Origin of the sequence: Nocardia niigatensis NBRC 100131 (assembly GCF_000308655.1) — a bacterium.
Lineage (GTDB): Bacteria > Actinomycetota > Actinomycetes > Mycobacteriales > Mycobacteriaceae > Nocardia > Nocardia niigatensis.
The window spans coordinates 13,775-39,011 of the sequence record NZ_BAGC01000051.1 but is presented as its reverse complement, the minus strand read 5'-3'; the positions used below and the strand labels follow the sequence as shown (position 1 = coordinate 39,011).

Annotated in this window: 23 protein-coding genes and 1 tRNA gene; 14 read left to right on the top strand and 10 right to left on the bottom strand. The window is 66.2% G+C overall.

Annotated elements, in window-relative coordinates; genetic code table 11:
* Positions 1–39: 39 nt before the first annotated feature.
* The 3 genes from ON33_RS24365 to ON33_RS24355 all read right to left on the bottom strand — a co-directional run bounded on the left by ON33_RS24365 (position 40) and on the right by ON33_RS24355 (position 2,718).
* Positions 40–1,020 (bottom strand): ribose-phosphate diphosphokinase, encoded by a 981-nt coding sequence (locus ON33_RS24365; RefSeq protein ID WP_040861397.1) that lies wholly within the window; start codon positions 1,018–1,020, stop codon positions 40–42.
* Positions 1,017–2,522, bottom strand: a complete 1,506-nt coding sequence (glmU, locus tag ON33_RS24360; protein WP_040861396.1) for a bifunctional UDP-N-acetylglucosamine diphosphorylase/glucosamine-1-phosphate N-acetyltransferase GlmU — start codon at positions 2,520–2,522, stop codon at positions 1,017–1,019. Before glmU ends, ON33_RS24365 begins: the two co-directional genes overlap by 4 nt.
* 125 nt (positions 2,523–2,647) lie before the next feature.
* Positions 2,648–2,718, bottom strand: a tRNA-Gln gene (locus ON33_RS24355).
* Positions 2,719–2,924: 206 nt separating this feature from the next.
* On the opposite strand from ON33_RS24355, the gene ON33_RS24350 reads away from it, so the two are divergent.
* Both ON33_RS24350 and ON33_RS24345 read left to right on the top strand, forming a co-directional pair.
* On the top strand, positions 2,925–3,539 hold the full coding sequence (locus ON33_RS24350; RefSeq protein WP_040861417.1) for a TetR/AcrR family transcriptional regulator: 615 nt from the start codon (positions 2,925–2,927) through the stop codon (positions 3,537–3,539).
* 228 nt (positions 3,540–3,767) lie between these two features.
* Entirely contained in the window at positions 3,768–4,415 is a 648-nt protein-coding gene (locus tag ON33_RS24345) for a TetR family transcriptional regulator (RefSeq protein WP_040861395.1), read from the top strand.
* Between the two features lie 77 nt (positions 4,416–4,492).
* On the opposite strand, the gene ON33_RS24340 is transcribed toward ON33_RS24345, so the two are convergent.
* Complete coding sequence (locus tag ON33_RS24340; protein ID WP_040861394.1) at positions 4,493–5,215, bottom strand: hypothetical protein; 723 nt, start codon at positions 5,213–5,215, stop codon at positions 4,493–4,495.
* Between the two features lie 768 nt (positions 5,216–5,983).
* On the opposite strand from ON33_RS24340, the gene mfd reads away from it, so the two are divergent.
* From mfd to ON33_RS38520, 3 genes are all read left to right on the top strand, one after another.
* Complete coding sequence (gene mfd / locus ON33_RS24330; protein ID WP_040861392.1) at positions 5,984–9,601, top strand: transcription-repair coupling factor; 3,618 nt, start codon at positions 5,984–5,986, stop codon at positions 9,599–9,601.
* A complete protein-coding gene (locus tag ON33_RS24325) occupies positions 9,598–10,317 on the top strand; it encodes a nucleoside triphosphate pyrophosphohydrolase (protein WP_040861391.1) in 720 nt (239 codons plus the stop codon). The genes mfd and ON33_RS24325 overlap by 4 nt, the downstream gene beginning before the upstream one ends.
* A gap of 98 nt (positions 10,318–10,415) precedes the next feature.
* On the top strand, positions 10,416–11,399 hold the full coding sequence (locus tag ON33_RS38520) for a hypothetical protein (RefSeq protein WP_157184705.1): 984 nt from the start codon (positions 10,416–10,418) through the stop codon (positions 11,397–11,399).
* Positions 11,400–11,565: 166 nt separating this feature from the next.
* On the opposite strand, the gene ON33_RS24315 is transcribed toward ON33_RS38520, so the two are convergent.
* The 3 genes from ON33_RS24315 to ON33_RS24305 are packed head-to-tail and all read right to left on the bottom strand — an operon-like array spanning position 11,566 to position 12,925.
* Positions 11,566–11,862, bottom strand: a complete 297-nt coding sequence (locus tag ON33_RS24315) for an MTH1187 family thiamine-binding protein (RefSeq protein ID WP_040861390.1) — start codon at positions 11,860–11,862, stop codon at positions 11,566–11,568.
* Entirely contained in the window at positions 11,859–12,434 is a 576-nt protein-coding gene (locus ON33_RS24310) for a TerD family protein (protein WP_040861389.1), read from the bottom strand. The genes ON33_RS24315 and ON33_RS24310 overlap by 4 nt, the downstream gene beginning before the upstream one ends.
* Positions 12,435–12,451: 17 nt before the next feature.
* Positions 12,452–12,925: a hypothetical protein gene (locus tag ON33_RS24305; protein ID WP_040861388.1), complete on the bottom strand. Its 474-nt coding sequence runs from the start codon at positions 12,923–12,925 to the stop codon at positions 12,452–12,454.
* A gap of 609 nt (positions 12,926–13,534) precedes the next feature.
* Here ON33_RS24305 and ON33_RS24300 point away from each other — a divergent pair.
* Both ON33_RS24300 and ON33_RS24295 read left to right on the top strand, forming a co-directional pair.
* On the top strand, positions 13,535–14,965 hold the full coding sequence (locus tag ON33_RS24300) for a stealth family protein (protein WP_245550692.1): 1,431 nt from the start codon (positions 13,535–13,537) through the stop codon (positions 14,963–14,965).
* 200 nt (positions 14,966–15,165) lie between these two features.
* A complete protein-coding gene (locus ON33_RS24295) occupies positions 15,166–15,546 on the top strand; it encodes a hypothetical protein (RefSeq protein WP_040861387.1) in 381 nt (126 codons plus the stop codon).
* 294 nt (positions 15,547–15,840) lie between these two features.
* Here the strand turns inward: ON33_RS24295 and ON33_RS24285 are convergent, their stop codons facing one another.
* Positions 15,841–16,074 (bottom strand): hypothetical protein, encoded by a 234-nt coding sequence (locus ON33_RS24285; RefSeq protein ID WP_040861385.1) that lies wholly within the window; start codon positions 16,072–16,074, stop codon positions 15,841–15,843.
* 420 nt (positions 16,075–16,494) lie between these two features.
* Between ON33_RS24285 and ON33_RS24280 the strand changes: the two genes are divergently transcribed.
* From ON33_RS24280 to ON33_RS24270, 4 genes are all read left to right on the top strand, one after another.
* Positions 16,495–17,358: a helix-turn-helix domain-containing protein gene (locus tag ON33_RS24280; RefSeq protein ID WP_040861384.1), complete on the top strand. Its 864-nt coding sequence runs from the start codon at positions 16,495–16,497 to the stop codon at positions 17,356–17,358.
* Positions 17,359–17,368: 10 nt separating this feature from the next.
* Entirely contained in the window at positions 17,369–17,704 is a 336-nt protein-coding gene (locus ON33_RS24275; protein WP_157184704.1) for a DUF397 domain-containing protein, read from the top strand.
* A gap of 617 nt (positions 17,705–18,321) precedes the next feature.
* A complete protein-coding gene (locus tag ON33_RS41580; RefSeq protein ID WP_157184703.1) occupies positions 18,322–18,513 on the top strand; it encodes a hypothetical protein in 192 nt (63 codons plus the stop codon).
* A gap of 643 nt (positions 18,514–19,156) precedes the next feature.
* A complete protein-coding gene (locus tag ON33_RS24270) occupies positions 19,157–20,119 on the top strand; it encodes a BUD32 family EKC/KEOPS complex subunit (protein WP_245550689.1) in 963 nt (320 codons plus the stop codon).
* A gap of 194 nt (positions 20,120–20,313) precedes the next feature.
* On the opposite strand, the gene ON33_RS24265 is transcribed toward ON33_RS24270, so the two are convergent.
* Positions 20,314–20,790, bottom strand: coding sequence for a PNPOx family protein (locus tag ON33_RS24265; protein ID WP_218001507.1), 477 nt, complete (start codon positions 20,788–20,790; stop codon positions 20,314–20,316).
* 974 nt (positions 20,791–21,764) lie between these two features.
* Here ON33_RS24265 and ON33_RS24260 point away from each other — a divergent pair.
* The 3 genes from ON33_RS24260 (at position 21,765) to ON33_RS24250 (ending at position 23,910) form a co-directional block, all read left to right on the top strand.
* Positions 21,765–22,232, top strand: a complete 468-nt coding sequence (locus ON33_RS24260) for a hypothetical protein (protein ID WP_040861381.1) — start codon at positions 21,765–21,767, stop codon at positions 22,230–22,232.
* A 411-nt stretch (positions 22,233–22,643) separates the two neighbouring features.
* Positions 22,644–23,303, top strand: a complete 660-nt coding sequence (locus tag ON33_RS38515) for a hypothetical protein (protein ID WP_051152732.1) — start codon at positions 22,644–22,646, stop codon at positions 23,301–23,303.
* 328 nt (positions 23,304–23,631) lie between these two features.
* Positions 23,632–23,910, top strand: a complete 279-nt coding sequence (locus tag ON33_RS24250) for a hypothetical protein (RefSeq protein WP_040861380.1) — start codon at positions 23,632–23,634, stop codon at positions 23,908–23,910.
* Between the two features lie 380 nt (positions 23,911–24,290).
* Here the strand turns inward: ON33_RS24250 and ON33_RS24245 are convergent, their stop codons facing one another.
* On the bottom strand, positions 24,291–24,986 hold the full coding sequence (locus ON33_RS24245) for a PAS and ANTAR domain-containing protein (protein WP_040861379.1): 696 nt from the start codon (positions 24,984–24,986) through the stop codon (positions 24,291–24,293).
* Positions 24,987–25,237 lie beyond the last annotated feature (251 nt).

Genomic DNA, 25,237 nt, shown 5'->3' with positions numbered 1-25,237 from the left:
GGCAGGAGGGGCGCTCGTCGATGAAGTCGGACGGACCGGTTACGCGTTCCCGTTGAAAAGGCCGGTGACGGAACCGTTTTCGAAGACCTCGCGGATGGTCTGCGCCAGCAGCGGGGCGATCGACAGCACGGTCAGCGTCGGGAACTTCTTGGCCTCTTCGATCGGCAGGGTGTTGGTCACCACGACCTCTTTGGCCCCGCAGTTGGCGAGACGCTCGGCGGCCGGGTCGGACAGGATGCCGTGGGTGGCGGCGATGACCACGTCGCCCGCGCCGGCCGCCTTGAGCACCTTGACGGCGCCGGCGATGGTGCCGCCGGTGTCGATCATGTCGTCGATCAGGATGCAGGTGCGGCCCTCGACCTCACCGACCACGCGGTTGGAGACGGTCTGGTTGGGGACCAGCGGGTCGCGGGTCTTGTGGATGAACGCCATCGGCGCGTCGGCCAGCGAGTTGGCCCACTTCTCGGCGACCTTCACGCGGCCGGCGTCGGGGGAGACGACCGTGATGTTGGACAGGTCGTAGTTGTTGCGGATGTGCTCGGCCAGCTGCACCTGCGCGTGCATGTGATCGACCGGGCCGTCGAAGAAGCCCTGGATCTGATCGGTGTGCAGGTCGATGGTGATGATGCGGTCCGCGCCCGCGGTCTTGAGCAGGTCCGCGATCAGGCGGGCCGAGATGGGCTCGCGGCCGCGGTGCTTCTTGTCCTGGCGGGCGTAGGGGTAGAAGGGCAGCACCGAGGTGATGCGCTTGGCCGAACCGCGCTTGAGCGCGTCGATCATGATCAGGTGTTCCATGACCCACTGGTTCAGCGGGGCCGGGAAGCTCTGCAGCACGAAAGCGTCGGAGCCGCGGACCGATTCCTCGAACCGGACGAATGTCTCACCGTTCGCGAAGTCGCGTGCGGTCTGGGGAGTGACGTGGACGTTGAGTTCCTTGGCCACCGCCTCGGCGAGCTCAGGATGAGCGCGCCCCGAGAACAGCATCAGATTCTTCTGGTTATCGGTAGAGAACGCGGTCACTGACGTTCGCCATCCTTTTGCTCGTTGGATATCTCGGTGGTTCCCGGCGGATCATCCGGGAGCGCCGCGAGAGCCGCTTCGGCCGCGCGGGCTGCATCGGTGCCGGGGCGATTGCGCTGCACCCAGCCGTCAATGTTGCGTTGTGCTCCACCCGACACCGCGAGCGCTCCCGGGGGAACGCTTCTGCGCAGTACAGTACCCGCCGCCGAATACGCGCCGTCACCCACGGTGATCGGCGCGACGAACATGGTGTCGCTGCCCGTGCGCACGTGCGAGCCGACCGTCGTGTGGTGCTTCTTGACCCCGTCGTAATTGACGAAGACGCTGGACGCCCCGATATTGCTGTATTCGCCGATGGTGGCGTCGCCCACATAGGTGAGGTGCGGGACCTTGGAGTGCGCGCCGATGGTGGCGTTCTTGGTCTCGACGAAGCCGCCGATCTTGCCCTCGGCGCCGAGCGAGGTGCCGGGCCGCAGATAGGCGAAGGGGCCGACGCTGGCGCCCGGGCCGATGCTCGACTTCTCGCCGTGCGTGCGCACCACCTTGGCGCCGTCGCCGACGGTCACGTCCGTGAGCGTGCAGTCGGGTCCGATCTCGGCGTCCTCGCCGATCACGGTGTCGCCCAACAGCTGTACGCCCGGCCGGATGATCGCGTCGCGGCCGATGACCACATTGCCGTCGATCCAGGTGCTGCCCGGGTCGATGATGGTGACCCCGGCGCGCATGTGCCGTTCCAGGATGTAGCGGTTCAGGGTGCGGGCGGCGCCGGCCAGCTGCACCCGGTCGTTCACGCCGGTGACCTTGGCGGAATCGATCAGCCGCGCGCCGTGCACCGGGTGCCCGGCCTCGCGGGCCAGCTTGAGCACGTCGGTGAGGTACAGCTCGTGGCGGGCGTTGGCGGTGTCGATGCGCGAGATCATGATTCGCAGCACGGCCGCGTCGAAGACGTAGACGCCGGAGTTGACCTCGGTGATGGCCGCCTGTGCCGGGCTGGCGTCGGCGTGCTCGACGATCTCCAGCACTTGGCCCTCGGCGTCACGCACGATGCGCCCGTAGCCGTTGGGGTCCTCGGGCTCGAAAGTCAGTACGGTGACGGCGGATCCGTCCGAGTAGCTGCGGTGTTCGTCGAGCAGCGCGTGCAGCGTGTGCCCGTCCAGCAGTGGCACGTCGGCATAGGTGACGAGGACGTCGCCGGTGAAGTTCTCCGGCAGCGAGGCGAGCGCGCACTGCACGGCGTGCCCGGTGCCGCGCTGTTCATCCTGCACCGCCAGGGTGATCTGGCGGCCCAGTTCGGCACCCACCTTGCCGACCGCGTCGCCGACCTGTTCACGGTCGTGTCCGATCACGGTGATGAGCGCCGTCGGGTCGATCTCGTGCGCGGCATGCAGCGCGTGGGCGAGCATGCTCCGACCGGCGAGCGGGTGCAACACCTTGGGTGTCTTGGACCGCATTCGGGTTCCGGCTCCGGCGGCGAGAACGACGACGGCGGTCTGCTGTGGCATGGATCTCCCTCGGCTGCCGGTCATCATGTGCTGAGTCAGGTTGTGCTGGGCCACAGTGCGGGTCAACGCCACAGTGTGGGTCAGCGATGTTGTGCGGGGCCAACCATATCGACCCTGCTCGCGAGCTCCGCCGCCAGGACTCGAACCTGGACAAACTGAACCAAAATCAGTTGTGCTGCCATTACACCACGGCGGATTGGCGCTTCATGCGGGTCTGATCCTCGCATGAAGTACGCCTCCACGTCGAACCGCTTACATAGATTCGAACGTGTCTGTCTATAGGCTACGTACGAATGCGCGGCGGCCGAGGGCCCCGCACCCCCTGCAAAGGTGCTCGGGGGCAGGGCGAAAGGGCAGGTGGCGATGACGACGGGCGAGGGCTCCAAGCCGGCGCGGCCGCGTATGACCGGCACCCAGCGCCGCCAGCAGCTCATCGAGATCGGCCGGGCGCTGTTCGCGGAGCGGGGGTACGACGCCACCTCGATAGAGGAGATCGCGGCGCGCGCCCAGGTGTCGAAACCGGTGGTGTACGAGCACTTCGGCGGCAAGGAGGGGCTCTACGCCGTGGTGGTCGACCGGGAGATGTCGACGTTGCTGGAGATGATCACCTCGTCGCTGACCCAGAACCGTTCGCGGGTGCGGCTCGAGCAGGTGACGCTGGCGTTGCTCACCTATATGGAGGAGCGGACCGACGGCTTCCGGATCCTGATGCGGGATCAGCCGGTGTCGGCGGCGGAGGGCACGTACTCGAGTCTGCTGAACGAGGCCGTGAATCAGGTGGCGCACATTCTCGCCGGGGATTTCGAGCGCCGCGGGCTGGACCCGAATCTGGCGACGTTGTACGGGCAGGCGCTGGTGGGAATGGTTGCGACGGCGGCGACGTGGTGGCTGGACGAGCGCCAGCCGTCGAAGGAAGTGGTGGCCGCGCACCTGGTCAACCTGTGCTGGAACGGCCTCACGCATCTGGAAGCGGAACCCGAACTGGCGTCGGAATGGCCGAGCGGCAAAGGGTTATAGAACCCGGCGGTCTGAATTCAGTCTGATATGTCTGTCCTAGCGGGGCAGAACTGGACAGTTAACCAGCGAATTGCGAAGGAGGACGGGTCGAATGCTCGAATCGGCTGGCAGCGCGCAGCCGGGTGGTACGGTTCACCCATCCTTCGAGTGCTGTTCGAACTGTGATGTCGGTCAACTTCGGGATATCGGTCTACTTCAGGATGGCTGGTTTGATGACAGGCGGCTCTGATGGCTAGGCAAGCGCGTGCGGAGATCACTCGCGATTCCGTGCTCGCGGGCGCTGCCGATGTCTTTCTGCGACTGGGCTACGCGAACGCGTCCCTGTCCGAGATCATCGCGCAGTCGAATGTGACCAAGGGCGCGTTGTACTTTCACTTCGGATCCAAGGAAGAACTGGCCCGCGCGGTCGTCGATCAGGGCAACGAGCGACTGGTCAGCGCATGCCAGGGATTCTTCGATCCGCGGGTGCCGGCGCTGGAGGCGTGCATCGGGATCACCTATGTGGTCGCCGATCTCACCATGAACGATCCGATGGTCGGCGCGATGCTCAAGCTCACCCACCAGATCGGCGACTACCGCGGCGCGACCGGCGACAATATCGCCAAGACGTGGGGTGAGACGCACCGTTTGCTCGCCGAACGCGCGATCGCCCAGGGGGATCTCAAACCCGATCTGGATCCCGATACCATCGGCCTGCTGCTGCAGGAGATGACCACGGGCGTCCACATCGTCGCGGTCAGCACGGAGTCCATCGATCAGATGGCGAGCCGCATGGAGCGGGCCTGGTACTTCCTGCTGCCGAGCATCGTGCCCGAGGAGAAGGTCGCCTACTTCCGCGAATTCGCGGCCCGGCGGCTGCGTCGCTACGTGCAGTGAGCGTGCGCGCGTAGCGAGCAGTCCTGCGGTGCGGCCGGTTTCGATCGGCCTGCGGCGCAGCCGGTTTCACCGATCGGCTACTTGATCCCCGTCTGCCACTTGGTGAGGGCCTTGGTGAACAGGCGGTTGGCCTCGTCGGCATGGTAGTCGTTGACGTTGGCGTTGTAGTCGAAATACCAGATCTTGCCGCCGGACCGGCACACGTAGTGCAGGCCGCGGGCCTGTCCGCCGCCGGCCGCGGTGGCGTCCATCTGGTAGCCGATGATCGCGTCGCCGACCGCCGGAATGTTCGGGATCTTCGTGTAGACGATCTGCATGCCGTCGTAGATCACCGTCGGGCAGCTGTCGGAGGCGTCCTTCTCCTCGTCGAACTCGCTCTGGATCTCGCTCTGCGGGCGGAACGCGACCGTCGTCGTCACCGAGGCGCCGCCGTATCCGCCCTTCTGGCCGAAGGCGGAGGTGGCCTTGGCCGTCGGCTTGGTCGCGGGCGGGGCGGCTTCCTTCTTCAGCTTCGCGGTGCAGTCCGGGGTCTCGCCCGAGACGCGGGCCTCGTCGGTGCCGCCGTTGGTCTGTTGCTCCTTCTTGGTGTCCTCGGTCCAGCCGACCGGCAGGTCGTCGACCGCCAGCACCAGCGCGGCCGGATCGTTCTTGCCCGCACCGGTTTTGGTGGTGGCGGCCGCGCTCGAGGTCGCCGTGGTCTGGGCCTGCGTACCGCCCGAATCATCGGATCGGGTCGCCACCACGGCGATCACCGCACCTACCGCCAGCACCACGACTCCGGCCAGCGCCGGCAGGATCATCCGATTCTTGTTGCGCCCCAACGGCTGTGCGACCGGTGGCGGTTGCACGCCGTACTGCCCCGGCGCGGGGAAGGGCGGCTGCTGCCCGAATTGCCCTTGCGGCGAACCGAACTGGTTCTGCGGGGCGCCGGACTGGTTTTGTGGGGCGCTGAACTGGTTTTGTGGGGCACCGAATTGGTACTGCTGCGCACTGAACTGTGCCTGCTGCGCACTGAATTGTGCCTGCTGCGCACTGAACTGTGCCCGCGGGGAACCGAACTGTGCGTACGGATCGACGTCAGGCCCCTGCGGCGCACCGACTTCCCGTGGCGGGTACTCCTGCGCAGGACCATTTTGGCCTGCAGCCTGCCCGAATTGCTCCTGCGGCTGCCCGAATTGCTGCTGCGGCGGGTACTGCCCTCGAGGCTGGGCGGGCGGTTGGACCGGTTGTCCTTGCCACTGCTCGGTGGGGGCCCACTGGCTGTCGGAAGGCGGTGGATTGGTGTGGTGATCGGGTCGGCCGCCGCTGGGTGGAGCGGGTGGCGGTGTGGTCATGCTGTCCCCTGGACCCGGGTGTTCTGGTCACAGCGGGCCGAGCCCCGGACCTCCTCCCGCTGACCATTGTTATCACAGGCTCCGGCCCCGCTCGGGCGGCGAAATCAGTCGCCCGCCCGCACCCCGGGCTCCCGGGCGGGTCATCGAGTACGTCTGCCTGCTGAAGCTGTCACCGTGGGTGATTAGACTCGGTTGGCCGTCTGCAACGCTGATCTGCGCCGAGGAGTCCGCCCCATGACCACCCAACGTCCACCTCTGGCGGGACTGGCTGCGGTGGCCGGTGCCGACGCCGCGCTGGCGCAGGTCACGAGCCTGATCGGCCGGGAGTCGGCGATGCTGGTCGCCCCGTCGGCGGTGCGGCCGTTCGTGGCGACCACCATTGCCGGGCAGCGCCCGCTGCTGGTGGTGACGGCCACCGGGCGCGAGGCCGACGATCTGGCCGTCGAGCTGACGGAGATGCTGGGCGACACGGTCGCGCTGTTCCCGTCCTGGGAGACGCTGCCGCACGAGCGGCTCTCTCCGGGCGCGGACACGGTCGGCCGCCGGTTGCAGGTGCTGCGCCGGCTGGCGCATCCGGAGGATCCGGGCTTCGCGGGGCCGCTGCGGGTGGTGGTCACCACGGTGCGCTCGCTCATGCAGCCGATGGCGGCGGGGCTGGGGGAGATCGAGCCCATCGTGCTGCGCCGCGGCGCCGAGTTCGACTTCGATCGATTGCTCGCTCGGCTGGTGGAATTCGCCTACGAGCGCGTCGACATGGTCGGCAAGCGCGGCGAGTTCGCGGTGCGCGGCGGCATTCTGGACGTCTTCCCGCCGACGGCGGATCATCCGGTGCGCGTGGAGTTCTGGGGCGACGAGGTCTCCGAGGTGCGCGCCTTCTCGGTGCAGGACCAGCGCTCGATCCACGAGGTGCCGATCGATCTGGTGGTCGCGCCGCCGTGCCGCGAGCTGCTGCTCACCGATGCCCTGCGCGAGCGTGCCGCCCAGGTGGCCGCCGAGAATCCGGCCGATGCCGCGCTGGTGGAGATGTTGGAAAAGATCTCCCAGGGCGTGCCGGTCGAGGGCATGGAGGCGCTGCTGCCGGTGCTGCAGCCCGGTGAGCTGCAACTGCTGGTGGACGCGCTGCCCGCGGAAGCCCATGTGCTGCTGTGCGATCCGGAGAAGGTCCGCACCCGCGCCGCCGACCTGGTCCGCACCGGGCAGGAGTTCCTGGAGGCGTCATGGACGGCGGCCTCCTTCGGCGGCGCCGCGCCGCTGGGCGCGCACGGGCTGGATCTGGCCGCCTCCGGCTATCGGGGCCTGGACGTTGTGCGCGCCGATGCCGAGCGGCGCGGCCTGCCCTGGTGGACGCTGAGCCCGCTGGCCGCCGACGATCCGCAGGAGATCGCGCTGCCGGTGCTGGCAGCGGCCTCCGCGCGTGGTTCCGAGGAACTGGTCGCCACCATCTTCGCGTCGCTGCGCGCGCATGTCGCCACCGGTGGCCGCGCGGTCATCGTGGTGGCCGGACACGGTACGGCGCAACGCATTCTGGAACGTCTCGCCGACGCCGAGGTGCCCGCCGCGGCACTGGAGGCGGGCGCCGAGCCGGTGCGCGGTCTGGTCGGCGTGCTGTGCGGTTCGCTGCACGACGGTGTGGTGTTCGACGACGCCAAGCTGGTGGTGATCGCGGAATCCGATCTCACCGGCAACCGGGTCACCGCCCCCGGCGAGGGCAAGAAGCTGCCCGCGCGTCGCCGCAATCAGGTCGATCCGCTGGCCCTGACCGCGGGCGACATGGTGGTGCACGATCAGCACGGCATCGGCCGTTTCGTGGAGATGATCGAGCGGACCGTCGGCGGTGCGCGCCGCGAGTACCTGGTCATCGAGTACGCGCCGAGCAAGCGCGGCCAGCCCGGGGACCGGTTGTTCGTGCCGATGGATTCGCTGGATCAGCTGTCGCGCTATGTCGGTGGCGAGATGCCGTCGCTGTCCAAACTGGGCGGTTCCGACTGGGCCAATACGAAACGCAAGGCGCGCAAGGCCGTTCGTGAGATCGCCACCGAGCTGGTGCAGCTCTACGCCGCCCGGCAGGCCGCGCCGGGTCACGCCTTCGGCTCGGACACTCCGTGGCAGCAGGAGATGGAGGACGCTTTCGCGTTCACCGAGACCGTCGATCAGCTCTCGGCCATCGCCGAGGTGAAGTCCGATATGGAGAAGGCGGTCCCAATGGACCGCGTCATCTGCGGCGACGTCGGTTACGGCAAGACCGAGATCGCGGTGCGCGCGGCGTTCAAGGCGGTGCAGGATGGCAAGCAGGTGGCGGTGCTGGTGCCGACCACGCTGCTGGCGCAACAGCATCTGCAGACCTTCACCGAGCGGATGGCCGGTTTCCCGGTAGTGGTGAAGGGCCTGTCCCGCTTCACCGACGCGGCCGAGTCACGGGAGATCCTGGAGGGCATGACCACCAAGGATGTCGACATCGTGGTGGGCACTCACCGCCTGTTGCAGACCGGGGTGCGCTGGAAGGATCTGGGCCTGGTCATCATCGACGAGGAGCAGCGGTTCGGCGTCGAGCACAAGGAGCACATCAAGGCGCTGCGCACCCACGTGGACGTGCTGACCATGTCCGCCACGCCGATTCCGCGCACGCTGGAGATGTCCCTCGCCGGTATTCGCGAGATGTCGACCATCCTCACCCCGCCGGAGGAGCGGCATCCGGTACTCACCTATGTGGGCGCGTACAACGACAAGCAGGTGGCCGCGGCCATCCGCCGTGAGCTGCTGCGTGACGGCCAGGTGTTCTACGTGCACAACCGGGTGTCGTCGATCGACAAGGCGGCCAAGCGGATTCGCGACCTGGTGCCGGAGGCGCGAGTCGTGGTCGCGCACGGGCAGATGAACGAGGACATGCTCGAGAAGACCGTGCAGGGCTTCTGGGAGCGGGAATTCGATGTCCTGGTGTGTACCACCATCATCGAGACCGGTCTGGACATCTCCAATGCCAATACCCTGATCGTGGAACGCGCCGACGCCCTGGGGCTTTCGCAGCTGCACCAGCTGCGCGGCCGGGTCGGCCGGTCCCGCGAACGCGGTTACGCCTACTTCCTGTACCCGCCGGAGAAGCCGCTCACCGAGACCGCGTACGACCGCCTCGCGACCATCTCGCAGAACTCGGACCTGGGTGCCGGTATGGCGGTGGCCATGAAGGACTTGGAGATTCGCGGCGCGGGCAATGTGCTGGGCGCCGAGCAGTCCGGCCATGTCGCCGGCGTCGGCTTCGACCTGTACGTACGCCTGGTGGGCGAGGCGGTGGAGGCCTATCGGGCCGCTGCCGACGGCCGCCCGATCACGGTGGACGAGGAGGTCAAGGAGGTCCGCATCGACCTGCCGGTCGACGCGCACATCCCGCCCGACTACATCGCCTCCGACCGGCTACGCCTGGAGGCGTACCGCAAACTTGCTGCCGCCCAGGACGATTCGGCGCTGTCGGCGGTGGTCGAGGAGCTGGTGGACCGCTACGGCCCGCTCCCGGTGGAGGTAGGCCGCCTGGTCTCGGTCGCCAAGTTGCGGCTGCTGGCCCGCGAGTACGCCATCGCCGAGATCGGCGTCACCGGAACGACGTTGAAGGTGTCGCCGCTGCAGCTCCCGGATTCCAAGCAGCTGCGGCTGAAGCGGCTGTACCCGAACGCCACCTATCGCGCGGCGACCGGCATCGTCCAGCTGCCGCTGCCGCGCGTGGAGGACAGCGTCGGCGCGGCGAGGGTCCGCGATGTCCAGGTGCTCCAGTTCGTCGCCGACCTGCTTCTCGCCCTGGACGGAAAGGCCCCGGGCGCAGTGGATGTCAAGGTCGCCGCGGAGGTGCTGGCTCCGCGATGACCGCAGGGGATGGCCTCACCACCGAGGCGGTGGCGGATATCGCGCGGATGACCGCGGCACTGGGCGACGCGGTCGAGGTGATGGACCGGCTGTGGAACTTCGGCGGCTGGGAGGTGACGCAGACGCACGATTCGCTGCGGCCCTACCTGCTGGAGGAGACCTACGAGCTGCTCGACGCGATTCAGGACGAGGACGCCGAGACCATCAAGGAGGAACTCGGCGACCTGCTGCTGCAGGTGCTGTTCCACTCCCGGATCGCCGAGGCCGCAGGGGAATTCACGGTTGCCGAGGTGGCAGCGGCGCTGGTGGCCAAGCTGGTGCACCGCAGTCCGCACCTGATCGACAACGCCTTCGATCCGGCCGCGGCGGTCGCGGACAAGATCGCGGCGCAGGAAAAGGCTTGGGAGGAGCGTAAATCCGCGGAGAAGGCGCGGCGCTCCTGCCTGGACGGTATTGCCATGGCGCAGCCCGCGCTGGCGCTGGCGGAGAAGGTCCGTTCGCGCGGTATCAAGGCCGGTTTACCCGAGGATCTGATTCCGGGTGCGCTGCGGGTCGTGGAACTCGGCGGCCCGGACAGTGCCGAAGAGCGGCTGCGCAAGGCCACTCTCGCGTTCGCCACGGCCGTTCGCGCCGCCGAGGACGCCGCGGAAATCGATCGTGGTGAGCGTCGGGCGCTGACCGCCGCGGACTGGCATCGGTACTGGCCGCGCGGCTGAACGGGTTCCGGCTCGGCGGATGGGCCGCGCGTTGCGGACGCGATGCCGGACGATAACGGCGGTGTTGCCTTCGGCGCGTTTCGGCTAGCGTCAGAGGGGTGCATGCTTCGGGGCGTGAATCGATCACCGAGTACTACCCGCCGCGGATGGGCGCGATCATCGCGCTGGTGTTCTTCCTATTGATGACCGCGCTACCGGGTTTCGTGGTCTTCGACGGTGATCAACAGTTGGTCATGCGGGTGCTCGGTGGATTGGCCATGGCGTTGTTCGGTTTCGGGGTGTACGCCATGCTCGAGGATCTGCTCCGCCCGCAGCCGACGCTGCTGGTCACCGATCAGGGCTTCACCTATCGCGGTTTCCCGCATGTGGCGTGGGCGGAGGTGGAGCGGGTGCGCCTGGGTATCGGGCGGTTGCGCAAGGGCGGTCGCGCGGAGATGTTCGCGGAGGTGGTGCTGCGTGATCCCGCCGAATTCCGTGACCGTGTACAGGCACTCGGTGATGTTATCGCGCGCCGGAATCCGGACCGCCGATTGTTCATCGTGGCCGAGCGCCTGCCGGTGCCGGTGCAGATGGTGGTGGACGTCATGCGGGACCATCATCCGGGTCTGTCCGTGCTCGCCGTCGAGGACGCGCCCGCCGACGCGCCGCCGCCCCCGCCGCGCTCGCCCGATCGCGACATGGTGGAGAGTGCGCTCGTCAGTGCTCTCACCGACGCGCTTCCGGCGAGCTGGAATCTCGCGGTGCTGTGGTTCTCCCTGGTCGGCGACGACGGTCACGCCGGCATCCAGCTGGAGATGACCGACCCCGAGGCCGATCACGCCGATGAGCTCCAGCCCTCGGAGGAGGTCCTCGCGCTCCTCAACCGGCTCAAGGAAGTCTGCTACGACCCGATGACCGGCACCTGGCTCAGCGGCCAGGTGGTCCTGCGCGCCGCCTCCACCAAGGCCCAATTCACCCTGTCCTTCAAGGACATCCCCGACTGGCTCCCCATCCCCGAGCCCGACGAATGCCGCCGCGAACTCGCCACCTACCCCCGCGCCGGCGACGAGATCCCCGCGTGGCTTCGCCAGCGCATCGCCTGACCGCTGACCGAACTATGCGGTCCGGTCGTACGGGTGGTTCAGCGTGATCGGAGTGTCCGCCGTGTACGCGGGTATCGGTGGCGGACAACGTTGGCGTCGCGAACAGCACAAACGCGTCAATACTTTGACGTGATCATTGCGTCACAGACTGAGGGCTTGCGGTCCGTCAGTCCTCGGCGAGGTAGCGCTCGACCGTGTCGACCTTGGCCTGCATGGCGCCGGTGACGCCCGGCCGGATGTCGGCTTTCAGGACGAGACTGCATCGGGGCGCGACGGCCATCACCGCGTCGGTGGCCTGTTTGACCACGGCCATGACCTCCTCCCAGTCACCCTCGATGGTGGTGAACATGGCATTGGTCTCGTTGGGCAGCCCACTGGCCCGCACGATCCGTACCGCTTCGGCGACGGCGCGACCCACGTCCTCGCCGACGCCGAGCGGTGTCACGGAGAAGGCGATGATCACACGTTCACGCCGTAATCGCGGGCGATGCCGGCCAGGCCGGAGGCGTAGCCCTGGCCGATGGCGCGGAACTTCCACTCGGGGCCATGGCGGTAGAGCTCGCCGAAGACCATGGCGGTCTCGGTGGAGGCGTCCTCGGTGAGGTCGAAGCGGGCGAGTTCGGCGCTGGTGACGGCGTCGATCACGCGGATGTAGGCGTTGCGGACCTGTCCGAAGGACTGGCGGCGGACGTCGGCCTCGTGGATGGAGACGGGGAAGAAGATATTGGTGATGGTCGGCGGCATGGCGGCCAGGTCGACATTGATCACCTCGTCGTCACCGTCGCCCGCGCCGGTGAGGTTGTCGCCGGTGTGTTCGATGGTGCCCTCGGGGGAGCGCAGGTTGTTGTAGAAGATGAAGTGCGCGTCCGAGAGCACGCGCTGATTGGATCCGCAGGCCAGCGCGCTGGCATCCAGGTCGTAGTCGGCGCCGGTGGTGGTGCGCACGTCCCAGCCCAGCGCCACCGCGACCTTGGTCAGGTTCGGCGCCTGCTTGGAGAGTGAAACGTTTCCGCCCTTGGCCAAGCTGACAGACACACGGTCTCCTTCGATACTCAGTTGCGGTCGGCCGCCATTACTTTCAGCGTCGCGACTCGTTTCTCCAGATAGCGTAGTTCGCTGTCGTCGAGGACGGTGCGCTGAATTCCCGTGGCGACCGCGAATGCCGATTGCCGATGATCGTCGATCACCTCGATGGTCAATTCCACCGCCGCGTAGTCGTCCGCGTCGGGCATGGGATCGGCGATCACCGCCGCCGAGCCGCGGGCGCACAGTGCCACATCGCCGCCGCCCAGGATCAGCAGCGCGATGTCGGGTTGCTTGCGCAGCCGGGCCAGGGAACCGCGATCGGACTTGAGGCTGAGCAGGATTCGGCGATCCCCGGCGCGCACCGGCCAGGAGACCGGGATGGCGTGCGGTGCGGGGTCGGTGGTGACCAGGACCGCGATGGTGTCCTGCGGCCATTCGGGTAGGATGTCCAGTTCGGGGTGGTCGGTCTCTTGCGTTCCGGCGTCGTCCGGTCGCGTCACTGTCGAGGGTTCCTGACGTTCCCGCGCGTCGGCTACCATCCGCGTCACCTCACCATCGGGTTGCGCACAGCGAGCTGGACTGTGCTCCGCAAGTGTATGTCGTTGCCGCGCTGGCCCGCTGGCGTCCGAATCGACCTCAGAGTGTTGCCCGTCTCGTGAGGTTTGTCCGTTACGACTGTGAAAACACCACTGGACCTGCGGGGAAACACATTGACGAGAAGCGATAACGGTTGCATCATTCGTAACAGTCCCTCGACTGAACGAGGTCACGCGAGTAACCGGCCGATGACCGCCCGGTGAAGGTCGCTTGTCCATCCCGGGCGTCGACGAACGCGACAGCTTTTGCCAACCGGCGCGACAGGCGCCATGTGAACGAGTGAGGTGAGTGCGAATGGGATTCCGGCCGTATCAGCGACGACCGTGGACCACACACCGCACCACCCTGTCCGCTCCGTTCTTCTGACTGCGCAACAGATTTCACGGCGCACGCCGGCACCGGGTCCCGCCCGGTGCCCGGTCGCGCCGAGACGAGGCCACGAACGTGAGGTGGACACAGCGAAGAGAGTGGAGACGGTGATGGTGGATCTGGGTTCCGGGCAGCAGCCGGAAATGGTGGAGATGGTGGGGCGCGCGACCGCGGCGAATCTGATGGTGTCCGACGCGGTGATCGACGATCTGCGTTACCTGCGTGGCGAACTGGCCGCCGCTGAGGTGCCGTTCGTGCTGGTGCGCGACGCCGACCATCGCCTGGTGCTGGCCGTGGACAGCGGTCACCGGGCGGCCCTGAGACGGGTACTGGGGGCCGCGATGGTCGCTGGGTTCTCCTGTAATGAGAAGCCGCACAATGTCTTCCGCCTCGGACGTGACCTGGATCCGGCCCATCATGTGGAACTCGAACTGTGGGAGTACCACGGCGACACGGTCGAATGCCCGCGTCCGAATGCCCTGACCCGCATGGTCTTCGACGTCGCCGACGTGGAGCCCGCCACAGTCCTGCTCTACGACGCCAGCTGGCCCACCCTGGCGGGCATGTTCACCCCCAATCCGACCGATGTCGGCTTCGACATCGACCTGGTCTTCTCGTGGGTGGACGGCACCGACCCCGAATTCCGGGCCCGCCGTGCGGGAATGATGGCGCAGGTGGTGGTCGGGGAGGGCGATGCGGCGGACGCCCGCATCCGTCAGATCGACGAGCTGCGCTACGCCCTGCGCTCGGTGCACAAGAACGCGCCGTGGATCCGCCGCATCTTCATCGCCACGGATTCCCGGGTGCCGGACTGGCTGGCCGAGGATCCGAAGGTCACCATCGTCCGTGCGGTGGACCATTTCTCGGATATCAGTGGGCTGCCGGTCTTCAATTCCCATGCGGTGGAATGCCAGCTGCAGCACATCGAGGGGCTGTCGGAGCATTTCCTGTATTCGAACGACGACATGTTCTTCGCGCGTCCGGTCCGCCCGTCCATGTTCTTCACCCCGGCGGGCATCAGCCGCTATATCGAGGCGGGTACCCGCATCGGTCCGGGGGCCAATGACGAACGCCGTAGCGGCTTCGAGAACGCGGCCCGCGTGAACCGCGCCCTGCTGGCCCGGCGCTTCGGCCACGTCATCACCCGTCACCTGGAGCACACCCCGGTCCCGTTGCGCCGCAGCGTTCTCCATGAAATGGAACAGGTCTTCGCGGACGATTTCGCCCGCACCCGGGCCAGCCGTTTCCGCGCCGCCACCGATATCTCGGTGACCAATTCGCTCTACCACTATTACGCCCTGCTCACCGGCCGCGCGGTGCCGCAGGAGGCCGCCAAGATGCGCTATGTGGACACCACGTCGTACACCGGCCTGGCGCTGCTGGACGGCTTGGCCAAGCGGCGGAACGTGGATTTCTTCTGTCTCAATGACGGCAGTTTCCCCGAGGTCCCGGAGACCGAACGGGTGCGCGCGGTCTCGGAATTCTTGGAGTCGTATTTCCCGGAACCGGCTCCGTGGGAGAAGCCGGACAGTGTTGCCGGAACCATGAGCGCCTTCGAATCGGGCGCGGCCTGAGCCGGGCCCGGGTTCGGCGCGCGGCCTGAGCCGAACCCGGGCGACCGGTCAGAGCACGTTGACCGTGGCCGTTTTCGCGGTTGCGGGGATGTTCGACGTTCCTACAACGACGTGCGCGTCGCGGTGTGGGAATCGACAACCACGAGCTCCGATAGTGTTCTGTTGGAATTTGATTGGTGCGTCCGCCGACTCTTGGCAGCATGAAAGAGAAGTTCCTCGCCGCCGCAGTTCTCGCCGCCGCTTCGACCGCCACCATTCTCGGCGCCGGCCCGGCTTCCGCGGACGACGTGCATCAGATCTACTTCGCGTACAACACCGACAACGGCTATGTCAGCGGCCGCCTGACCGGCTTCAGCCACGACACCTACCAGGTCGACGCCCGTGGCGGCCAGGTGATGATCGTCGAGGCGAGCCCGAACTGGTCCGACGCGACCGTCACCGTCACCGGCCCCACCGGAACCCTGTCCTACCAGCACCAGTGGACCCGGGTCGTGCTGCCGGTCAACGGTTCCTACCGGCTCACCATCTCCTCGCCGTCCCACGCCACCATCGACTACGGGATGAGCGTCAAGATCGACTGAATGCCTGACATGAACCCGTGGAGCGCGGCCACTGCCCCGCTCCACAGCGTCATGTCGGCTCTCGTCAGCCGCTGCGAGCGGACTTCGTCACCCCGGAGAGCCGGTTGAGTTTCTCGAAATACCGTGTGGCATCGAGACTTCCGGATGTCAGGTGGGCTGGGGCGAAGCATTCGCCATTGCAGAGAGTGACGCGCCCGCTGGAACTGATCGCGGTGATGGTGCAGTCGGACTCGTCTCGCCCGGTCATCCGGAACCGGACGGGCGCACCGACTTTCACCCAATCGGGCAGCCTGATCATGCTCGCCGCCCTTCGCGCTCATCGCGCAACCGCAGGAGATGTCGGCGCAGCGCGCATCCGCCCTTGTCGCATTCGTCGCCGTGGGCGCGCAAGAGGGCTTCGATCTCCCGATCGGAGAACATCGTGCTGTGGGAGGGTGCGGCATGCAAGGCCGGGTAATCGCGCAGCGATGCCGCCGCCCGGCCGGCCATGGGTGGATCGGCGGGCGCGATATAGGGATTGGTCATCATCGACTCCGATTCGTTCGATGGGAAGAGGGCACGTTGTTACCGCGCGCGATGTCTGCCGCGCACGCGGTGGCGGTTGTGTAGCGGCACCCGGGCGAACCGGCCCGCGACCGGCGGGGCGTGACCAGTTACAGCGGGGCGGGTCTCGCCGAATCCCCACCGCGCGACTGCCAGTAGTGCGATTCCGGTAGCAGTGATCAGAAGTAAAAACCAAATGTCCCAAAGCATTACGCCAGCTCCTCGCTGAATGCGCTTGCGGATCTTGGGTTTCGATACCGGGCGGTCCGTGCGCCACCTCGGCTGTGAAATGTTGTTCAAATCACACGTTACGTCTAGTTGTTACAACTAGCAAGACTTGAATCGGCACTTCGGGCGTGTCCGGTGCTATACGGTGTTGGCGGTTTCTTCGCAGGAAGGATCGAGATGACTGGTACGTCTCCAACGGTCGCCAACTGGGAGTTGATGCTGCGCATCAGAAACCGGGCCGACGAGCGCGGAGTGAAGACGAGCACGATCGCGAAGGCGCTCGATGTCAGCCAGCAGTACTGGTCCGCGCTCACTCGGGGGCGAGGCACGCTCGCCGAGGACAAGCTGAAGGACCTCATGAGCCTGCTCGAGTTCGACGCCGACGAACGAGAAGAGTTGCTGGCGCTGCGCGACATTGCGAAAGCGCGGCATCCGTTCGCTGAGTATTCCGCCCTGTTCAACGAACACCTCATGCGCTACTACGGGCTGGAAGCGGGTGCGCAGAGCATCCGCAGCTTCGAGAACATCGTGATACCGGGACTGCTTCAGATCGAGGACTACACACGCGTTCTCATGAAGGCCCGGGTAACCACTGGCAGGCCAACCGAAGTCGAGCCGCGTGTCAGCGCGCGGCTACGTCGGCAGCAGCTACTCGAAGCTTCCGATCCGCTCGAGCTGTCGGTCGTGGTGGGGCAGGCGGCCCTGATGTACAAGGTCGGCAACGATGACATTCGCAGCAGGCAACTGCAGCATCTGATCGAGATGGCAGAGAAGCATCCGGACACTCTCGACATCCGCATCATTCCGTACGAGGCAGGCGGCGCCATCGCGAGTCTGAACTCCGCGACCTTCCACCTGCTGGACTTCGACAGCGCGCGGCTTCCCACTCTGGGCTGGATCGAAGCTGCCGCGTACTTCGAGATCGTTGATGATGCCAAGCGAGTCACCGCACTCGAGTACCTCTTCGAGCAGATCCAAGCGATCGCGCTCGACCACCAGCGTTCGCTTGCGCTGATCAAGGAGATTGCATGTCAGAACTAAGGTGAAAAGCGTGAGCGCCGAATTCTTCAAGTCCACCTTCAGTGGCGGGGACGGTACCTGTGTCGAGGTCTCTCACCGCGCCGAAGGTGTACTGATCCGAGACAGCAAGTACACGGGCCCGTCTCACGACCAACCGACGCTGGCGATCACCGCCGAACTCTGGCCGGCCTTCCTGGACCTCGTGTTGAGCGGCGACTCCGGGCCAATCGGAGACCAGCTGTCCGTCGAGGTCCTCGCCGACGGAAGCGCAACCCTCATCAACCCCCAGGGCGTCACCCTCGACTACAACCCCGCCGAATGGTCCGCCTTCACCAAGGGCGTGGTCAACGCCGAATTCAACCGCTAGCCAGCACCTTTCGTCGCCGCGCGACTACCCGCCGAACCCGGTCGGGTCCTCTGCGGTCTTGGATTCGCGCAGCCAACCGAACACTCTTCCCGGCCGGGAGGCCCGCCGACTTCGACCAGTCGATCGCCGATCTCCGAAAGAACCTGTCGGAATCCGGCCGGCGCCGAGGACGCAGACCTGCCCGCCCCCGAGGACGAAGCTGAGACCGTTGCGGCACAACTCATCTCGTCCGCCGCAACCGTTGCGAGCATCGAAGCCTCAGGCCATTACCTCCACCTCGACCAGGTCGACCGAACCGCGACCGAGATTCTCTCTTTCCTGGATCGATTCAGATCTGCCGAGTGATCAGGTTGCCGAGCGTCGGCGGAAGGGTGGTTCGAACTGTACGCCGATCGCTCACTTATGCGGAAAATTCATCATCTTGATCTCCGAGCTCCGGACAAATCGCGCGGTAGCCGGGAGTATGCTGCTGACAGGGTCGGGTACCTATCGAAGAGCGAATCGGGTGTCGCGAAGTCGGTTCGACACGCGACGCATTCAGCAGTCCCTGTCCGGCGGTTGGGCAGCGCAGCCTAGTTGCACGTCGGACGTCACAAAGCTCGTTGTAAGGAAGCGAAATGTCCAGAAGAATCTTCAAAACCGTAGCCGCGACCGTTATTGCCGCACCCATGCTCGCCTTGGCCGCGCCCGCGGCTACCGCCGATTCCACCGCCCCGGCACCTCCGGCCACTTCCGCCACCCCGGTCGACGGATCCTTCGGATCAGCCGCATGGTGTTTCAACCTCGGCAGCGTCATCTGGTGCATCTGAGTCCGGCTTCGAAGAACTCCGGCCTGCAACGCTCGATATCCGAGTGAGCGTCTGGGATAGCAGTGATTGCTGAGATCATCTGCTATTCCAGAAGTTCATTCCCCATTCCGTATTGCCACGTGGTCGCCACACCCGACCACCGGATTTCATGGGCCGCGTTGACCACCGGTTTCGGGGCGGCGATCCGCCAATTCCTCCTGCTGAACCCGACGGCCCTGCCGCGTCGGCCGTGCTCTCACCGCGGCCGTACTCGCCGCGGAAGACGACGATTGGTACGTCGAGATCGCAACGGAGGAGACGGTTTTCGACCGTACCCAGCTGGGCGATGAGTCGGCTGCTCGGGCCCGCTGTGCTTCAACCGCACGGATGATTGGCGTCGGAGACTCGATCGGCTTGCAGGACTGGGTCGTTCGCCACGCCGACCGCATGGCCGGCAGGTTCGAGCAGTGGTGTCGCAGGACTTTCGGGAAGCAATCCTGCCCTATCGCAACACTCAATCGGCACGATCGTGCGTTCGCCGACAAGACCTGTCCCGTCATCGGTCACGGGGCGCAGTTCACCACCAGCAGCCGACCTCGTCGGCCGGTGACAGAATCGTGCCGTGACAGCCCCCAGAAGTGAGCGCTACCAAAGACTCTCAGCTGTGCTGGCTTCCCACGGTGACCTCGAGCTCACCGAGCTGATGGACGCGGGTCGGCCCGACAGTGTGGGAGTGGGCGGCAGTTCGGCGGTTCTCGACGTCGACGGCGTTCCGGTGTTCGTCAAGCGCATCCCGCTGACCGATCGGGAGCTGACCCGTCGGGCCTCCACGGCGAATCTCTTCGATCTGCCGCTGTTCTGCCAGTACGGAATTGGTGGCCCGAGCTTCAACGCGTGGCGAGAGCTGGCAGCGAACAGTATCGTCACCGACGCCGTTCTGGCCTGTGAGACACAGTCGTTCCCGATGCTCTACCACTGGCGGGTGCTGCCCGGCCGGCCGCCGGTCGCAGCCGAACACGCCGACATCGACACGGTTGTCGCAGCCCAGGGCGGGTCCCCGGCGGTTCGTGCCCGTTTGGCCGCGCTGGCCGCCGCGCGCTGCTCCCTTGTGCTGTTCTGCGAATACATCCCACTCACGATGGCAGACTGGCTGCGCGAGAACCCGGTTGGTAAGGCCGTCCTGGTCGAGCAGCAGCTTTCAGAGATCGTAATGTTCCTGCGCGATCACCAGTTGCTGCATATGGATGGACATTTCGGCAACATGCGCAGTGATGGTGAGCGGATCTATCTCTCCGACTTCGGCCTGGCCACCTCGCCGCGTTTCGACCTGTCGACTGCCGAACGCGACTTCGTCGAACGTCACGCCACTCATGACGCCGACTACGCCGCAATGCGTCTGGTCAACTGGCTGGTGACCGAGGTCTGCGGAATACCGATGCCAACCAGCGGCGGCCCCGTCGCCCGCAATGAGTACGTACTCCAGTGCGCCGCCGGCCATATCCCCGACGACGTGCCACCGGCAGTGGCCGAGATCCTGACCCAGCACGCACCCGCCGCCGCGACGATGAACGCCTTCTACTGGAGACTGTTCGCCGGCGAAATCCACACGGAATACCCCAGCGGGTAGCCCAGATCGGGCTCACCCCTCGACCATCCATCCGCAACAGCGTTCAGTCGGCACCGGATACTCACGGCCCGTTGACCTTTGCCTTCTCCACGCCGGCCGGTTCGGTCAGCGCGGCGTGCGGCATCATGGTGCGTTCTCGCCGATTCTCATCTGGATCGGGTCGGCTCGCTCGGTCGCACGGTACGTGTCTCATGTCAGACCGCAGGGTCGATACGGAAGACGGGGTATTGATCGGCGATCTTCTCGAACTCGTCCAGCGGTGCGTGACGATCGATCGAGATGTGAGGGCGGGCGCCAGGAGCTATGGCCAGGTAGCGGCGCAAGATGGGGGCACGAAGGTCAGGGGGTATTTCTTCCAGGTGCACAGCTTCGGACCCGCGGCGGTGCAGTATGGCTCGGCCGCCGGCGGCCCGGACATTGCGAACCCAGTTGGCGTCCGCGCCGAGCATCGATACCAGATAACGGTCGCCCTCGAAGTCTGCGGCCACGAGCGGCAGCAGAACCGGGCGGCCAGTACTGCGACCGGCTATCTCCAATGTCACGGCATAGTGAGGAGACAGCAGACCTGCCGAGTACTGCAGGCGCGAGATCCAGTTCAGCGCTTTCGCCAGGCTTCCGGGCCGCCCGCCCTGGTACATCCGACGTTTGATCGCATACAGTCGCTGAAACATACTGTGTACCAGAGTATTTGCCGGAATCATCGATGACCTCTATTCGTGTCGGGCCGACCGGGGTCCACCCACTCTGCGCGCTCCGCCAGCCACCCCACCAGGGCCGAAAGGATCGACCATCGGGGAATCCGCACCGAGACGGCGCTGATTGGCGGTAGGCAGTGCGGGACACCCGGCTATCCGTAACTCGGCGTTACCGTGCACTGACGACATCCGATCGGCGGGCTCAGACGGACCCCTGCCCGTTGACCTTCCACGCACCCGCGATGGCGGGTCCGGTCAGCGCAACCAGCGGCATCGCAGCTCGCTCCAGATGACTTTCGTCAGCCTGAATCGTGCAGCGCTGCGCGAGTACCTTCCGTCGCCCACGAGGCATACCGGTCCCGGAACTCTGCCGGCTGCGGGTTGACCCCAGGTCGGGGCCGGTCGTCGCCACCCATTCTCGACTTTCCCGCCGAACGATCTATGACCAGGCACTTGCGGATCTTGTCGGCCCTATGCGGCAGCACCTTCCCTGCGCCCGAGACGACACGTTCGCGGGCACTGATAGGAGGGCGGGGATAATGGCAATCCACCGATTCACAAAGTACGCACACCGCGCAGCTTTCGTCGGTGCGATCCAGCTGGCTCTCATCGCAGGAACCTCTGTCGTCACCGGGCACGCTGCCGTCGACCCGCTGACCACCTGGTGCGACCTGTACCTCGGGCAGAGCAAGGGGAAGTCATGGCCGCAATGGGAACTCCGAACGGTCACCAGGCCGATTCGCTCATCGCCACGGTGCAGTTCATGCATGACGGGGCGACGACTGCCGAATCTAGACGGTGACCACCGCGCTGTACTCTGCGGCGGACTGACCCCCGTTTCGGTGCCCGTACAAGTTTGGGGTCACCCATTTTGTGAAGCGAGAGTATTTCACTGCGGGTGAAGGCAGGATTCCGCTCGACCAGAAATCTGGACGAAGCAAGGAGCGCCAATGCCCGCCGCAAACCGTCGCGCACGCCACATCGCCTGGGCCGCAGCCCTTGTCGGCGTCGCCGGAACCCTCACCGCGCTGTTCCCGGCCCTCGCCACCGCTGGCATCCACGGCCCCGAGGTGCAGGACTGTTCGAGCGGAACCTGCACGACACCCGCGTCTTTCATTGTTGGACAAAGCTATTCGTTCATCGCTGGCTACGATGGCGTGAGCACCGTCAATCCCGTCAGCAGCTTCTACGACAACGGCGCCTGCATCGGAAGCTCCAGGCAGTCCGTCATCTGGGTTCCACTCACCGCAGGAACCCACACCCTGTCCACCCACACCGGCAGTAACACGGAATCGTTGACGGTGGTCGTGGTCGCCGCGCCCCCCGGAACACCGGCGGCGCAGCAGCTCCAGCAGGGCGGCTGCGGTGGCGGCGGCAGCATCGGATCCGGTAGTTCGAACCTGCTGCCCGGCAGCTAGCGCTCCGCCCCGGCAACTCTGACATCCGAGCTCGTAACAGGAAGCGAGCTACTCTCATGTCCAGCACCCCGGTCCTGCGCCATACGCGGCTACTCAAGACTGGTGTCAGGGCCGGGTCCCGGGCCAGGATTCGGTCCAGGTGCCCGGTGGGGATGCTCCGTCAAGCTGCCCGCCAGCGTGATCGGTGTGGCGCTCCGGCTCAGGCCGCGGAGCTACTAGATCGCATCGGCGCTACGCGGGTTGATACCGCGATCGCTGAGAAGCGGTGGTTCTACGGAGACGCCTCCTAGAATCAAGATCACCTGGTGACCGTCGGTTCGGTGGCCGGTGACCGGGGCGCTGTTGCACGCCGTCACGGGTGCGTGATGGGAGATTCCTTCTTCGTTTTCCGACGTGAGAGGAGTTCGAATCATGGCTGGCAACAACATTCCGTCAGATCAGTGGAAACTCCGCGGGGGCACCGCCTGGGTGTACCCGGCCAACGGTGCGGTGCGGGTCGTCGATCCGGTGATCGTGGTCGCCGAACCCGGTCCCGGACCCACCGACCTCGACGCGTTCGCGGACCGGGTGGACGGCCCGGACTATCCGCTGCGGACGAAGCTGGCCCAACGCGGCAAGGACGTGATCCTGGTGGGCTACGACGACAAATCCGACTGGGACACCGCCGAGCAAGTGATCGAAGAGGCTGCGCTGCGCACGCAGGCGATGCGCTTTGGCAGCAAGCCCATGGCCGTCGTCGGCGCCGGCCGGGCCGCGCTGCTGACCCGCTACGCCCTGGCCCGTCTCGAGTACAAGCGGATGGCTCATGGGGTGGGTGCCTTCTTCAGCCTCGACAGCACGACACCGACCGCGGCCGAACAAGACGCGCTCAACGCCGTCGGAGCCATGCCCCAGATGCCGCGGTTGGAGAAGATCACCAGCGCGGGAACCCGCGACCTCGAAGGCCTCGGCCCCCGCGACGATCCGGACAGCTCCCAGTTCGACGAGGCCCTCTACGCATCCGGCCCGGCCTCGAAAACCTCGCTGGTCAACGAGGAAGAGGGCAACTGGCTACTCGAACGAGTGCTTTGACCGCCTGGGCGGCATGACTGCCCGCCCTGTCGAAACCCAGGGGGTCCCCTGCTTCGCAGCAGGGGACCCCCTGCTGGCCGGGGTGTCACCCCGCGGGGGTTGGAGCCGACCCCACCACTCGCACACGAAGGGTGAAAGTAAGAATCGCGTCAGGTGGTACATGAAGCCGCTGAAATGCCTTGCGGCAAAGCGCCGCCGCGCTTTCATTGCGTCGGGTGACCAGCGGTTTCGGTAGGTTCCGGGCTTGCCGGCCGGGCAAATCGGGCGTCCTCGTCGCGCCTCGTCGCGCCTCGCCCGCGGAGGGCGTGGGTGGCGCTACGGTTCCGCCATGATGCTGCTGCAGCCGCCCACGATCGCGTCAGCGCAGGAGAAGGGGATGATCCTCGATGTGGCCGCTCTCGGCCGCCACGATCCCCTCGGTGCCGACATCCCGTACGTGCGCGCCACCGACGGCTGGATGTTTCAACTGCCCGAAGAGTTGCGGGAGTGGGCGACATTCGTCATCGGAGGCAATCTGCACAACCTCCAGGCCGGATACCCGTCGGAGTTCCCGTGTCGGATCGAATTCGGGGTGCGCGACGGCCGCATGTACGCCGAGATGCTGTAGATCGAATAAGGGCCGAAGACCGGGAGACACGCTCAGGTACCAGGCGACATGATTCTTACCGGCACCCGACGCCTGGCGCATCCGCGACCGAGAGAACCTGCCGGAGCTGCTGTTCGCTGATGAACGCAGCAAAGCTGACGCCGAGGCCGGACGGATCAGCGCGGCCGCCCGGTCCTGTCCTCGGCCGCGCGTGAGGCTCTCACCGAGCGGATCATGGGCGCCGACGTCCCGGTCGATCACCGCGGCGAGCACGTGCGGTTCGCGGTTACCTCGATCTCCGACAGCAACTACACCGTGGCCTGGCGAGTTTTCCCCGACCACCTGGCAGGCTGTTCCGTAAGCCGATCGGCTACCGGGACACCGCCGTGCGAGCCGGAGTCTCATGGTTCGAGGCCCTGTTCGACGGGCTTGCGAGGGGCGTGCTGGTGCAGGGTCAGCAGCAGGTGATCGAATTGCGTGCGCGTCGCCGGTGATATCTGGATGGTGGCGATTTCACCGATCAGGTGAGCCGCCAGATCACGAAGGCGGATGTTGGTTTCCTGCGACCGCCATACCAGTACCCGGAACGCTTGCTCGGCATTGATGCCGTAGGCGAGCATCAGCGCTCCTTTGGCCTGCTCGATCACCACCCGGTGTTGGAGTATCCGCGGCAGCAGGTCGTCGAGGATTGCGTGGGTTTGTGCGGCGTCGCGGTCGGTCAGGTCGATGTAGTAGCCCTCGGTGCCGACCACGGCGCCGGTGTCGTCGGTGATCGAGTCCGACACCACCACGACGTGGTGCTCGGTGCCGTGGGTGTCGATGATGCGGTGGCGGCTGGAGAACGGGGCGTGGTCGTGCACCGAGGTGACCAGTGCCGCTTCCACTCGGTCGCGGTCATCGGGATGTTTGTGCGACAGCAGCAGTTCGGTGGTCGGGGTCACTTCGCCGGGGGTGTAACCGTGCATGCGGGCCACCTCGTCGGACCACTCCCAGCTTTGGTCGGCGAAGTGGAACCGGAACCAGCCCGCTTGCAGTGCGTTGCCGGCGCCGACCACCTTCGCCACCGCTTCACCAGTGCCGCCGTAGTCCTCGGTCATGGCCTCAGTGGCGCATTCGGCGGCTGGGCGGGAGCCATGGTGGTGTTCCACCCGGATCGCAGGGGGCTGGGTTCGGGCCGGTGCACCCATCGGTGAGTCGCCGGAATCGGTTGCGGCCGTGAGCCTTTGTCCCACGTCGTGGGAATGATCGGCTGGGGCATGCGGATGTGATCGGCGGGTCATGATGATCCTCGTGCTGGTGTGCTGGTCGGCGCGTGTGCTGCCCGCGGGTGTCGGGATCGGAGGCGGCC

Excerpts from the sequence above, each read along its gene's own strand:
- ON33_RS24345 (WP_040861395.1), top strand. The coding sequence starts at position 3,768 with ATGGCTAGGCAAGCGCGTGCGGAGATCACTCGCGATTCCGTGCTCGCG.
- ON33_RS24250 (WP_040861380.1), top strand. The coding sequence starts at position 23,632 with ATGATGCTGCTGCAGCCGCCCACGATCGCGTCAGCGCAGGAGAAGGGG.
- ON33_RS24265 (WP_218001507.1), bottom strand. The coding sequence starts at position 20,790 with ATGTTTCAGCGACTGTATGCGATCAAACGTCGGATGTACCAGGGCGGG.
- ON33_RS24285 (WP_040861385.1), bottom strand. The coding sequence starts at position 16,074 with ATGATGACCAATCCCTATATCGCGCCCGCCGATCCACCCATGGCCGGC.
- ON33_RS24260 (WP_040861381.1), top strand. The coding sequence starts at position 21,765 with ATGCCCGCCGCAAACCGTCGCGCACGCCACATCGCCTGGGCCGCAGCC.
- ON33_RS24280 (WP_040861384.1), top strand. The coding sequence starts at position 16,495 with ATGACTGGTACGTCTCCAACGGTCGCCAACTGGGAGTTGATGCTGCGC.
- ON33_RS38515 (WP_051152732.1), top strand. The coding sequence starts at position 22,644 with ATGGCTGGCAACAACATTCCGTCAGATCAGTGGAAACTCCGCGGGGGC.
- ON33_RS24245 (WP_040861379.1), bottom strand. The coding sequence starts at position 24,986 with ATGACCGAGGACTACGGCGGCACTGGTGAAGCGGTGGCGAAGGTGGTC.
- ON33_RS24350 (WP_040861417.1), top strand. The coding sequence starts at position 2,925 with ATGACCGGCACCCAGCGCCGCCAGCAGCTCATCGAGATCGGCCGGGCG.
- ON33_RS24300 (WP_245550692.1), top strand. The coding sequence starts at position 13,535 with ATGGTGGAGATGGTGGGGCGCGCGACCGCGGCGAATCTGATGGTGTCC.
- ON33_RS24295 (WP_040861387.1), top strand. The coding sequence starts at position 15,166 with ATGAAAGAGAAGTTCCTCGCCGCCGCAGTTCTCGCCGCCGCTTCGACC.
- ON33_RS24325 (WP_040861391.1), top strand. The coding sequence starts at position 9,598 with ATGACCGCAGGGGATGGCCTCACCACCGAGGCGGTGGCGGATATCGCG.
- ON33_RS24340 (WP_040861394.1), bottom strand. The coding sequence starts at position 5,215 with ATGATCCTGCCGGCGCTGGCCGGAGTCGTGGTGCTGGCGGTAGGTGCG.
- mfd (WP_040861392.1), top strand. The coding sequence starts at position 5,984 with ATGACCACCCAACGTCCACCTCTGGCGGGACTGGCTGCGGTGGCCGGT.
- glmU (WP_040861396.1), bottom strand. The coding sequence starts at position 2,522 with ATGCCACAGCAGACCGCCGTCGTCGTTCTCGCCGCCGGAGCCGGAACC.
- ON33_RS41580 (WP_157184703.1), top strand. The coding sequence starts at position 18,322 with ATGTCCAGAAGAATCTTCAAAACCGTAGCCGCGACCGTTATTGCCGCA.